General features: G+C 43.3%; 11 protein-coding genes. 3 read left to right on the top strand and 8 right to left on the bottom strand.

Annotated elements, in window-relative coordinates; genetic code table 11:
* Positions 1-62 precede the first annotated feature (62 nt).
* Complete coding sequence (locus tag PSF67_RS21410; protein ID WP_001067784.1) at positions 63-767, top strand: IS6-like element IS1006 family transposase; 705 nt, start codon at positions 63-65, stop codon at positions 765-767.
* A gap of 84 nt (positions 768-851) precedes the next feature.
* Here the strand turns inward: PSF67_RS21410 and PSF67_RS21405 are convergent, their stop codons facing one another.
* Complete coding sequence (locus PSF67_RS21405) at positions 852-1289, bottom strand: hypothetical protein (protein WP_000030933.1); 438 nt, start codon at positions 1287-1289, stop codon at positions 852-854.
* A gap of 50 nt (positions 1290-1339) precedes the next feature.
* The gene (locus PSF67_RS21400; RefSeq protein WP_005119228.1) at positions 1340-4258 is read right to left on the bottom strand and encodes an AAA family ATPase; all 2919 of its coding nucleotides are present in this window, start codon (positions 4256-4258) and stop codon (positions 1340-1342) included.
* Positions 4259-4713: 455 nt separating this feature from the next.
* On the opposite strand from PSF67_RS21400, the gene PSF67_RS21395 reads away from it, so the two are divergent.
* Positions 4714-5244, top strand: coding sequence for a conjugal transfer protein TraD (locus PSF67_RS21395; RefSeq protein ID WP_000963725.1), 531 nt, complete (start codon positions 4714-4716; stop codon positions 5242-5244).
* Positions 5245-5476: 232 nt separating this feature from the next.
* Here PSF67_RS21395 and PSF67_RS21390 read toward each other — a convergent pair whose 3' ends face one another.
* From PSF67_RS21390 to PSF67_RS21365, 6 genes are all read right to left on the bottom strand, one after another.
* A complete protein-coding gene (locus PSF67_RS21390) occupies positions 5477-5887 on the bottom strand; it encodes a hypothetical protein (protein WP_001057867.1) in 411 nt (136 codons plus the stop codon).
* 215 nt (positions 5888-6102) lie between these two features.
* Positions 6103-6525 carry a hypothetical protein gene (locus PSF67_RS21385; RefSeq protein WP_000656635.1) on the bottom strand — a complete coding sequence of 141 codons (423 nt, stop codon included), beginning with the start codon at positions 6523-6525 and terminating at the stop codon, positions 6103-6105.
* A gap of 141 nt (positions 6526-6666) precedes the next feature.
* The gene (locus PSF67_RS21380) at positions 6667-7503 is read right to left on the bottom strand and encodes an aminoglycoside O-phosphotransferase APH(6)-Id (RefSeq protein WP_000480968.1); all 837 of its coding nucleotides are present in this window, start codon (positions 7501-7503) and stop codon (positions 6667-6669) included.
* The gene (gene aph(3'')-Ib / locus PSF67_RS21375) at positions 7503-8306 is read right to left on the bottom strand and encodes an aminoglycoside O-phosphotransferase APH(3'')-Ib (protein WP_001082319.1); all 804 of its coding nucleotides are present in this window, start codon (positions 8304-8306) and stop codon (positions 7503-7505) included. Before aph(3'')-Ib ends, PSF67_RS21380 begins: the two co-directional genes overlap by 1 nt.
* Before the next feature lie 106 nt (positions 8307-8412).
* A protein-coding gene (locus PSF67_RS21370; protein WP_085959879.1) for an IS3-like element IS1133 family transposase occupies positions 8413-9542 on the bottom strand; the annotation gives its coding sequence in 2 pieces (ribosomal slippage) (positions 8413-9296 and positions 9296-9542; 1131 coding nt in all).
* A 64-nt stretch (positions 9543-9606) separates the two neighbouring features.
* On the bottom strand, positions 9607-10221 hold the full coding sequence (locus PSF67_RS21365; protein ID WP_000904906.1) for a recombinase family protein: 615 nt from the start codon (positions 10219-10221) through the stop codon (positions 9607-9609).
* Between the two features lie 125 nt (positions 10222-10346).
* Between PSF67_RS21365 and PSF67_RS21360 the strand changes: the two genes are divergently transcribed.
* Positions 10347-11403 (top strand): DUF4158 domain-containing protein (locus PSF67_RS21360; protein WP_001138079.1); only part of this gene is annotated, 1057 nt, incomplete at its 3' end.

The raw sequence follows: 11403 nt of genomic DNA, 5'->3' as shown, positions 1-11403 counted from the left end.
GGCACTGTTGCAAATAACCACGAATGGTAAGCTGAAGACTGTTTTAGCTAAAGGTGCAGCATATGAATCCTTTCCATGGTCGGCATTTTCAGGGCGAAATCATTCTTTGGGCTGTGCGCTGGTATTGTAAATATGGCATTAGCTATCGTGAACTGCAGGAAATGCTGGCCGAACGGGGTGTGAATGTTGATCACACGACTATTTACCGTTGGGTTCAACGTTATGCTCCTGAAATAGAAAAACGTTTACGCTGGTATTGGCGTAATCCTACAGATCTGAGCTCGTGGCATATTGATGAAACCTATGTAAAAGTGAATGGACGATGGTCTTATCTGTATCGTGCAGTCGATCAACGTGGCGATACCATTGATTTTTATCTTTCTTCTAGACGTAATACCAAATCAGCATATTGTTTTCTTGGAAAAATTTTAAATAATGTGAAGAAGTGGCAAATTCCACAAGTGATCAACACGGATAAAGCACCCACATATGGACGTGCTTTATCACGGTTAAAACGGGAAGGTAAATGTCCACCAGACCTTGAGCACAGGCAGATTAAGTATAAAAATAACGTGATTGAATGTGATCATGGCAAGCTAAAGCGGATCATCAGGGCCACATTAGGATTCAAATCTATGAAGACGGCTTATGCCACAATTAAAGGTATTGAAGTCATGCGTGCACTACGTAAAGGACAAGCATCGTCATTTTATTATGGTCAGCCTCAGGGTGAAGTGTGTCTAATCAACAGGGTTTTCGGTCTCTAAGTACTTTTTAAAGGGAACATCATCGACTCAAATCTCTATTTGCAACAGTGCCAAAAAAACCAACTTCAAGTTGGTTTTTCTTTTTTAATCATCAGTGGCGACCTTAACACCATATCCAATTAAACCTGCAAGGCTAGCATAGGCTATTTTGGCATAAATCGAACCCCACCAGACCGTAATTTTACTGGCACCAAATTCCCGAACCGTTTGCCCCATAAAATTAGTGGTTTCATAGAAATTTTTAGCAGAATAACCTAACGCAATATGATCAAGGACAGGGAATAAACTAAAAGCTAAACCTACTGCTGCTGCGGGGAAAGTAAACTCTCTTGATAGACCGAATTTTCCAGTAATAAATACAAGCGATACCACGATAATTAATCTAATGATAGTCCATAGCATCACTGTGAAAGGCAAGTTAAAGATGCCTGCTCCCTGCCACGCAAGACCGCAAACAACTAACACGATAAAGCCTACAACTATCAGGAATAATACAAATTTATCATGATCATCTTTACTCATTAAAAAGTCTTTTATGGTTTGTTATTTTCACTTGCTTATGCCAGGTGAAGTTAGATTCTAGGTGTATTTCTAGGGGTAGTATTAAGATTGCTTTGCAGCTTCATCTTGTGATTAGGAGCATTCAAATTTTCTTCCGGTGCAGTAATCTTTTGCTTCAATAACTGCTCACGGTACTCGCTATAAACTTCAGTTTTATTGCGGGCAGTAAAACGGTGTGCGCTCTGATCTTTAAACTCTGTGAAGTACCGATCTGAATACTTAACAGAAAGTTTTTCAAATGGAATCTCATATTCCATATCATTGATTCGAGCTTTAATCATTGGTTTATCTTTCATCTTGTAGGCATCAAGAACCTTTAATTCTGTTCCCTTCTCAAAGGTTTCTTTCTTAAAGAATCCAGTCTTGATCTGTAACCCTTCCTCAAGTTTGAGAAGCTCACCTTTTGCAATTTTCATACCTCTAATGCTACCGATCTCATCACCTAAAATAGATTTAGATTTAAGATTCGCACGAACCTCGGTAACAATTTCTTCCTTCGTGAATGTACGATTCTCTGAAGTTAAAGCATGTATCTTCGAGTTAATTCCGTATATCTCCCGCTTATCTTCAATATGGTGGCGGTGATCTTGCAGATATGCTTTGATCAATTTTTCTTGCTTGTCTACTAAAGTGAAGTCTGTAGAAAATTCTTTCTTTTCTGATCGTCCTAGAACTTTTTTGAAGTTTTCAAAAGGTGTAACTTCTTTTTCAACAGGATTGTAATTCTGATCATATGAGATTTTCCCATCTGGACGTTTAACGAATTCTTTTTCATTCGTGGTAAACGACATAGCAGAATAATTAATTTCGACATTATGTTTATGTCGGGTCAAAGCAACATAAGTTAAATTAGCATTCATGTTCTCACTCGCCACAATATAGGCATTATCAACAGTCATACCTTGTGATGAGTGAATAGTATTTGCATAACCATATTTAAATTGGTTGTATTCATTTAAATCTACTTTAATGATCTCATTATTTCTATCTGACTGAACCATCATAAATTTAATGTTATTAAGATTATCTTTTTCAAAACCGATTACTTTTGCTGTTTCACCATTGCTAACTTTTAATTTTGAATCATTCTGCTTAAATACAATTTTTTCTCCGACAGTAATTTCAATATCACCGAAAGCAGTTTTAACATGATTACCAGTAGCAGAAAGTTGACCATTTTTAATTAATACATTTCTTGCCATGCGGTTTAATTCATTCACATCATTATTTGAATGAGCAAGCATTAACTTATTTTCGCTAGAATCTTCACTCCAAGATTTAATAGTTTTGGCTAGTGCTAGATCGTGAGATTCATATTCATTAACAGCATTAATGGTCTTATAAATATCTAATGCTTTGTCAACTTCATGCTTAGATAACAACTTAGATGCTTCAATCATTTTCTCTGATTCCTTCGCATATTTTTGTCGTTGTATATTTTCTAATGAAGCAATATTTTTCTTATCAAGGTTATCTTGAATATGAGCAAAAGCAGAACCAGCACTAACAGCACTTAACTGATAACTATCACCAACAAGTTTTATTTGAGCATCATGCTTCTCTACGATCATGAGAAGTTTTTGCATGTCTCTTGAGCCGACCATCCCCGCTTCATCTAAGATCAAGACAGTCTTATTATTGATCTCAAAATTACCACTTTCATATCGGGCAAGGAATGAAGCAATTGTACTGCTTGGAATATTACAATCGTCAGAAATAGCTCTAGCTGTAATTGCCTGCAAAGCAATACCATGAACTTTATAATCTGAAGTTTTGAAGGCTTCAGAAACAGCACTAAGAACATAAGACTTACCAGTACCAGCCGAACCATTTAGCAATGAGATTCGATCAGTAGAAGTCAAAGTATAATAGGCTGCTTCTTGCTCTCTATTGAATGTTCTTTTATCAGCAATTTTTACAGCATTTAAAGTGAATTTTTCAGTTAAATTAAATGGCTTCTGTACTCGACTTTGCTCATTGGCATTGTAGATAAATGCAGTAATAGAATCTTCAATTCCGACCAATTCTTTTGATGAGAATACAACCTTATCTTTCCCAAACAACATTGCCATATCAGGACAAGTCATTACAGCTTCATAGGCTTTAAGATATTGTTCTTGACTGTCAGTATGAGCCATAACAAAACGCTCAAGATCACGGGCAGTAAATACAGACTGATTAGAAGTTAAAGCTCTAATAACTTCCGAAGGACGCTCAATAATAATTTCGCCATTTTGATGACGTATATTTTTTATATTTTCATTAATGAAATATTTATGATTACTAACATAATCAGCCCTGAAGTTTTGACTGGATAATTCAAGCCCCTGAGCCTTATAACTTCTATGATCTATACGAGCATCAAGACCTAAATTTTCGCAAAAATCGTTTACATGGTTAGCCCATGATAAGCGTGTATCTGCCACAAAAACTTTAGATGAAAAATAGCGATCTTTACCTGCCCCGCCCTTTTCAGGATTAGTCGGATTGTAGCGTTTAAAGTGTTGTACTTCGTCACGATCAATACCATCTAATTTTCTTTCACTAAACATCAAATGAATATGAGGATTTTGTTCACCATCACTTGCTAATGGGCTATGAATTGCATAGGAATATGTGAAGTTTTTACCTAAAGTCTTATCTACAAATTCCTGTACTAATTCTTCACGTTGTTCTTTATTCAATTCTCTAGGCAATGAAATTTCCAATTCAGTATAAATACGTCCATTAATGCGTTCGTTCTTATCTGCTGACTTCCAAAAATGAGCAGCATCTTTAGCCCAATTTGGTAAATTTCCTGATTTTATATTTTCTAAATCTTCTCTTTTGTATTTACCTTCACGATTTATATAAGCGTAATGGCTTGCCCCTCGACTTCCCGAAGAACCGTATTGCCTACCTGATTTAACTGATAAGTGATAAATCGCCATAATTCGCCTATTTTGAATCTGCTTTTTTTGTTTCTCGGAGAGAAACGCGGAAGCGTGCACATTCCAACTGCTGTTGTCATGATAACTTCAATATATATTCGCTACAAGGTGATAACCCATAGTTCAGAAACCCCAAATCTGAGGGTCTATAAGTGACACGATTAATAAGGATTTTTTTAAGCTATAAACTGTAATTTTTTGTTATTAGATAGACATTAGGATATTTTTTAAACTAAAGGACTGAAAGCCAATTTTAAAATTTTAAAAATCCTATAAAAAATGATCACCTGGCTAAATATTTTTCAATTCAAGTCATACTCAGAATAAATATTTCTTTAATTGTAAAAGTCAGAAATTAATAATTTAATATGATTTTTGTTGTTTAGTGCTGTAATAGATTTCCTCTATTTTTAGTTATGCTATGATTTAAAAATATTGACAATGAGGAAGTGGCAATGGCTATCGAAAATCTAAAATTTACTGAAGATCAAAAAAAGTTTGTAACTGATGAAATCTCTCGTTTGAAGGGATTAGAGAATAGAAACCAAACTGAAGATTTAATTTTGTCACTTGTTAAAAGTATTGAATCAGGCTCACCAACAAAGCAGCAAATTAGTTCATTTGAACGTGTAATGAAAAATGAATTTAAAAAACATAAAGCACGTTTAGAATTAGAAAAAATTAAGGAAGATGAAAAAAAACTTTTAGCTAGTTTGAAAAAAGATGCTCAAGCTGCTCAAGTTAAAGATCGCAAAAAACGTGAACATAAATTAATTTCAATTGGTGCGCTTTTTGAAATAGTAGATTTCCCAACTGAAGATAAAGGAATTATTACTGGTGTTCTTTTAAAGGCTCTTGAATCATATAAATCCAATCCCCAACATTTTGACAGTTTAAAAATTGCTGGTGACAAATTTATTGCTGATCGGGAACAATCAAAAAAATCTAAATCAACTCTAGTTGATAATTCAGGCTCTACAAATTAAAGAATATTCAAACTGGTAAAAATATAATTTAATTTTTTTCAGTCGCAACCCTGCGGGATTGCTTTGTTAATCCCGCTTATAGGTAACATGGAAGTAGTTGCGGGTCTGCGGTCAGCTAGCCAAAATCACAGATTTTGTCTGCTTCGCTTGCCCCATTCAACAGTAATCAGAGAAGGGAGGATTTTTCAGATTTTTCAGTTCGCAAAGTAGACACTTTGCTCTGCTCTATCGTTTAGGATTCAATATCTTTTTTTGAAAATTCAAAATAAATTAAATCTTTTTTACCTAGCTCAACCATTATTGAATTATAAAAATTGACAGGTAAATTTATAAATTCCTGATGCTCCGACCATAGTGCTTGTTCACCTTTGAATAGATATTTATATCTTGGATTGCCAAGTTCTATACGCTCTTTTTCTTTTGCAATTACTTCCGATCTGATTGCATTAAGCATATCTACAATTTGAATTGCTTTAGGGTCAATTTGATATTCCCTAGAGCTTTTCCCATTAATCCAAAGTTGAGCATCACGGCTATTGTACTTAGTTTCTTCCGTGTGGACTACCTTGTAAAATTCAATTATTTGCTCTGGGCTATATAAACCATTTCTGAAGCATTCAATTTTGAATTGAGCATTATTCATTTTTTCAGTTCCTTAATATTCATTATATGATACGCAATGAACCGCATTTTTTTGAAGCATTAGAAATCTAAACATCAAAAAAATGCGGGTGACTATTACCCCTATTTATTTTCAAATAAGAGCCTTAAATATAATTGCCAATCTTTATATATTAATTTTGAATGCTTCATATTTTCCTCTGTAGTGAATTGACCCCCTTCAGGGGGTCAACTGTTTTATGCGTATGATGATGTATAGCAGCGTTTATAAACTTTTGTACCTGTCGGCAATAATTCAAAATCTAATACTGTTGCATTTGCAGACTGATGAATCACGATATAGTTATCCATGATCTTTTTTTTCATTGGCTCTTTGCTGGTAAATTCATTCGGTAAAGGCACAACATAACCTTGCATTGAACCTGTTGCATCATAAGCCTGTTTAAGTTCACGGATGACACAATATGCCCGGCTTTTCTCAATAACTTGATAGAAGTCTACATTTGTTTGCTCATATCCCCATGAGGTATATAAGATCGTCCCGATCTCTAACTGATCACGGAATTTTTTAATTCGGGCTTTTTGTTCTTCCTTGTTCTTGATGGCGTTTTGATGGCTCAAGTTGTCTGATTGAATATTTTGAGAAACAGCTTCTTTCATACGTTCAACTGTTTTAAATCTAGTGTAGATAAAAGGGGGTCGTTTGCGGGAGAGGGCGAAATCCTACGCTAAGGCTTTGGCCAACGATATTCTCCGGTAAGATTGATGTGTTCCCAGGGGATAGGAGAAGTCGCTTGATATCTAGTATGACGTCTGTCGCACCTGCTTGATCGCGGCCGCGATAGCTAGATCGCGTTGCTCCTCTTCTCCATCCGCGTTCCAAGCTGCGGAAAGGCACCCATAAGCGTACGCCTGGTCGAGCAGGCGACGCGGATCGACGTCCAGCGCACGAGAGAATGCGTCCGCCATCTGTGCAATGCGTCTAGGATCGAGACAAAGGTCGTCTCTGTCAGCCGGATCGTAGAACATATTGGCGGCGCCAAAGCCCACTTCACCGACCAGACCGACGGGATCTATCACCAGCCAGCCGCGACTGGAGAACATGATGTTTTCATGATGCAGATCGCCATGTAGCCCACGCAGTTCCGAGGCATTGCTCATCATTTGATCGGCTATAATCGCCGCGTGGACGTAGTCAGTTTGACAACCTGCGTTTTGATCATCGCGCGCCCGCTGAAACAAAGCTGCAAAGCGATCCCGGATCGGGAGAAGGGCAGAAGGCAGGGGTTCCTCAGATGCGGCATACAGCTTCGCCATTAGTTCCGCTGCAATTTCGGTCGCCTGGTAGTCGCCGTGCTCGGCAACGATGTGAGAGAGCATTCGCTCCCCGGCATATTCGAGCAACATCAGATTGTTCTCACGACCGAGCAACCGGACTGCTCCCCTCCCATTGCGCCATACCAGATAGTCGGCCCCGCGCAGTTCATCAGCAATGTCTTCTATAGGTTTCAATCCCTTGACGATTGCAGGAGTCCCGTCTGGCAATGAAACTTTCCAAACGAGGCTGGAAAAGGTGTCCGCAATGAGAACAGGTTGCGAAACGTGCCAATGAGCAGGAAAAACAGGCGGCATGAACATCAACCCCAAGTCAGAGGGTCCAATCGCAGATAGAAGGCAAGGCGTTCGCGGTCGGGGGCTTCGATCCCCAATACATTGAATAGGACAGCGAAGGCGCGCTCTGCTTCATCTGGCGCTGCCCAGTTCTCTTCGGCGTTAGCAATCATGAGTGCCAAATCGGCATAGCGATCTGCTGTTCCGAGCCGCCCAAGGTCGATCAGACCCGTGCATTGAAGAGTTTTAGGGTCCACCATGAAGTTCGGCATGCAGGGATCACCATGGCAAACAACCATATCGGTGCGCTCTTGGTCGAGCCGCACCGGTAGCTCTCGTTCGACACGAGCCAAAAGATCGAGCTGCGGCGTACTCTTGTCCTCGTCCGGTAAGAAGTCGGGATTGACGGCATTGCGGGACACCACATCAACGGCGCGTCCGAACATTCGCGACAGCCTGCGCTCAAACGGACATTGATCAACCGATAGGCTGTGAACAGCGCCAAGTTGCTGCCCCATTGACGGCCACGCTTTGAGCAAATCCGCTCCAGACAGATCAGCCGCCGGTACTCCCGGAATTGCCGTTATCACCAAGCATGCACCCTCCTGTTCCTCCTGCCAGTTGATCACCTCGGGGCAAGCCACACCTCGACCTTTGAGCCAAATGAGGCGGTCACGCTCTCCAGCGAGCTCACCGCGGCGGGAAGCAGGTGCGATTTTCGCGAAGGCATGCCCGTCACCACGTCGAAAAACAAAATCACCAGATTCTCCGCCTCTGACAGGCAACCAGTCAGAATGCGATTCACCAAAAAAAATATTAGTTCGATTCAATGGAGGTTCCTTCAGTTTTCTGATGAAGCGCGGAGGTGGCTCAACCTGCGAAAAGAAACGAGTTGCTATGGACTTGCACCGGTTGTGTTCCGGTCTATCTCTCATTTTAAGCGGCTTTTTTCTCAAATGCCACCGGCGATTTCCAGCCGAGTGTTGAATGTCTTCGGCGTGGATTATAAAAGCCATTTATATATTCGAAGATTGCAATCTCAATATCTCGCCTTGTTTGCCAGTGTCTGCGCCAAATCAACTCAGCCTTTAATGATTTAAAGAAGCTTTCTACTGCGGAGTTATCAAAACAATTGCCTTTCCCGCTCATGGACGGCAGCAATTGATGTTTGAGCAGTAGCTTTTGATATTCATGAGCGCAATATTGGCTCCCACGGTCTGTGTGTTGAATACAACCCGGTGGTGGTTTGCGTAAAGCCAACGCCATATTCAGTGCCCTTAATGCAAGATCCTGCTTTAATCGATCACCTGTTGCCCAGCCAATCACGCGACGGGAATACAGGTCAAGGATAACAGCAAGATAGACCCATCCTTCTCTGGTCCAAACATAAGTGATATCGCCTGCCCATTTCTGGTTGGGTGCGCTTGCGCTAAAGTCTTGTTTTAATAGGTTCGGTGCAATGTTGAAGGTATGATGACTATCCGTTGTCCGTTTGAATTTACGCGTTCGAACAACTGTAATGTTATTCTGGCGCATCAAACGTCCAACCCGACGCTGCCCAACCTGCAGGCCCAGCGCTTTCAACTCTTCTGTCATACGCGGCCTACCATAGCTCCCCAAACACAACCGATGCTGCTCACGTATATGCGCTAGAAGTATAAGATCACGACGCTGGCGCAGTGATGGAGGACGGCGTTTCCATGCACGTAAACCACGATCTGTTACGCCCATCAAACGACATATGCGTGAACGTGAGAGAGAGCCACGGTAATCCGTAATAAACTGAAATCTCACAGCTTTTGTACTGCGAAAAATATTGCTGCCTTTTTTAATATCTCCCTCTCCTCCCGAAGGATACGGTTCTCTTTGCGTAAACGTTCATTCTCACGCAGAAGATCAGTGTCTTGGGTAGGAATTTTAGTTTCATCGGAAATTGATGCGATCCATTTCCCAAGCGTGGAAAGCCCAATACTTAAATCTGACGCAACTTGACGGCGTGTTAAGCCACTAGTGAGTGCTATGCGAACTGCATCACGCTTAAATTCATCACTATGCTTTAATGACATATATGGTCTCCTTGATAACAAATAATGCTCTCAAAAAGACCGGAACGAAACCGAGGCAAGTCCACTACGTAAGTCCGAGAACATGCTTTCCATGGTCTCTGAGCTCGCCTTTGGGACCGACATATCGGTAGAGAGTGACGCGCTCGATGCCGAGTTCCTTGCAGAGATCGGAAACTGAAGTATCGCGCTGGGCCATGGCGGCTTGCGCGAGACGCACCTGAGCTTTGGTGAGCGCGAATTTTCGTCCGCCCTTGCGACCGCGCGCTCTCGCGGAGGCGAGACCCGCCATGGTGCGCTCTCGGATCAGATCCCGCTCGAACTCGGCCAAGGTGGCGAAGATTCCGAACACCATGCGACCGGACGCAGTCGTGGTGTCGATCTGAGCGCCCTTTCCAGTCAGAACCCGCAGGCCGATCTTGCGGTCTGACAGCTCCTTCACCGTGTTGACCAGATGGGCAAGCGATCGTCCGAGGCGATCGAGCTTCCAGACCACCAGCACATCGCCGTCACGCAATGACTTGAGGCAGGCAGTCAAGCCAGGGCGATCATCACGACCGCCGGAAGCAAGATCATCATAGATATTGTCCCGTTCGACACCTGCGGCGCGCAAGGCGTCGTGCTGCAGGTCGAGAGACTGCGAGCCATCGGCTTTGGAGACGCGGGCATATCCGATCAGCATGTATCACAAACGTTGGTTTGAGGCGGCGCTTCGGCCACGATTGCATTGACCTCTGGAAATGTATCTCAACCAGCTTCATAAACAAAGCGTCTTGAACGCTATCAGATTTTGAAAAAGGAACATGTATGCCGCGTCGCGTCACTCTAACCGATCGGCAGAAAGACGCGCTGTTGCGCTTGCCGACTTCACAGACGGATTTGCTCAAGCACTATACGCTGAGTGATGAAGACTTTGGGCATATCAGGCTGCGTCGGCGCGCTCACAACAGGTTCGGCTTCGCCCTGCAATTGTGTGTCCTGCGCTATCCCGGCCGGGTGCTGGCTCCAGGCGAACTGATCCCTGCAGAGGTCATCGAATTTATCGGAGCGCAGCTTGGCCTGGGTGCCGACGATCTCGTAGACTATGCTGCCCGCGAGGAAACACGGCACGAGCATCTTGCCGAGTTACGGGGGCTCTACGGCTTCCGCACCTTCTCCGGACGTGGTGCGAGCGAGCTGAAGGAATGGTTGTTCCGAGAAGCCGAGATGGCGGTGTCGAACGAGGATATCGCCCGTCGCTTCGTAGCCGAGTGCCGACGCACCCGCACTGTCCTTCCCGCGACATCCACGATCGAGCGGCTTTGTGCCGCGGCTCTCGTCGATGCCGAGCGACGCATCGAGACGAGGATCGCCAGTCGGCTGCCTATGTCGATCCGAGAACAGTTGCTGGCATTGCTCGAGGAGACGGCTGATGATCGGGTGACCCGTTTTGTGTGGCTGCGCCAGTTCGAGCCTGGCTCGAACTCTTCGTCGGCCAACCGGCTGCTCGACCGGCTCGAATATCTGCAACGCGTCGATCTCCCCGAGGATCTGCTTGCCGGCGTTCCTGCCCATCGGGTGACTCGTCTGCGCAGGCAGGGTGAACGGTATTATGCCGACGGCATGCGCGATCTCCCGGAGGACAGGCGGCTTGCGATCTTGGCTGTTTGCGTCTCGGAATGGCAGGCGATGTTGGCCGACGCAGTGGTCGAAACCCACGACCGGATCGTCGGCCGTCTCTACCGTGCTTCGGAGCGTATTTGCCATGCAAAGGTCGCAGACGAAGCGGGGGTGGTGCGTGACACCCTGAAATCCTTCGCCGAGATCGGGGGCGCCCTGGTCGATGCACAGGATGATGGCCAGCCGCTGGGCGATGTCATCGCGA

It is taken from the genome of Providencia sp. PROV076 (genome assembly GCF_028483405.1).
GTDB lineage: Bacteria > Pseudomonadota > Gammaproteobacteria > Enterobacterales > Enterobacteriaceae > Providencia > Providencia huaxiensis.
This window is presented reverse-complemented; position numbering and strand designations above follow the sequence as displayed.

What these genes read in the sequence shown, in the direction of transcription:
- PSF67_RS21410 (WP_001067784.1), top strand. Translation starts at nt 63, where the DNA reads ATGAATCCTTTCCATGGTCGGCATTTTCAGGGCGAAATCATTCTTTGG.
- PSF67_RS21405 (WP_000030933.1), bottom strand. Translation starts at nt 1,289, where the DNA reads ATGAGTAAAGATGATCATGATAAATTTGTATTATTCCTGATAGTTGTA.
- PSF67_RS21400 (WP_005119228.1), bottom strand. Translation starts at nt 4,258, where the DNA reads ATGGCGATTTATCACTTATCAGTTAAATCAGGTAGGCAATACGGTTCT.
- PSF67_RS21395 (WP_000963725.1), top strand. Translation starts at nt 4,714, where the DNA reads ATGGCTATCGAAAATCTAAAATTTACTGAAGATCAAAAAAAGTTTGTA.
- PSF67_RS21390 (WP_001057867.1), bottom strand. Translation starts at nt 5,887, where the DNA reads ATGAATAATGCTCAATTCAAAATTGAATGCTTCAGAAATGGTTTATAT.
- PSF67_RS21385 (WP_000656635.1), bottom strand. Translation starts at nt 6,525, where the DNA reads ATGAAAGAAGCTGTTTCTCAAAATATTCAATCAGACAACTTGAGCCAT.
- PSF67_RS21380 (WP_000480968.1), bottom strand. Translation starts at nt 7,503, where the DNA reads ATGTTCATGCCGCCTGTTTTTCCTGCTCATTGGCACGTTTCGCAACCT.
- PSF67_RS21365 (WP_000904906.1), bottom strand. Translation starts at nt 10,221, where the DNA reads ATGCTGATCGGATATGCCCGCGTCTCCAAAGCCGATGGCTCGCAGTCT.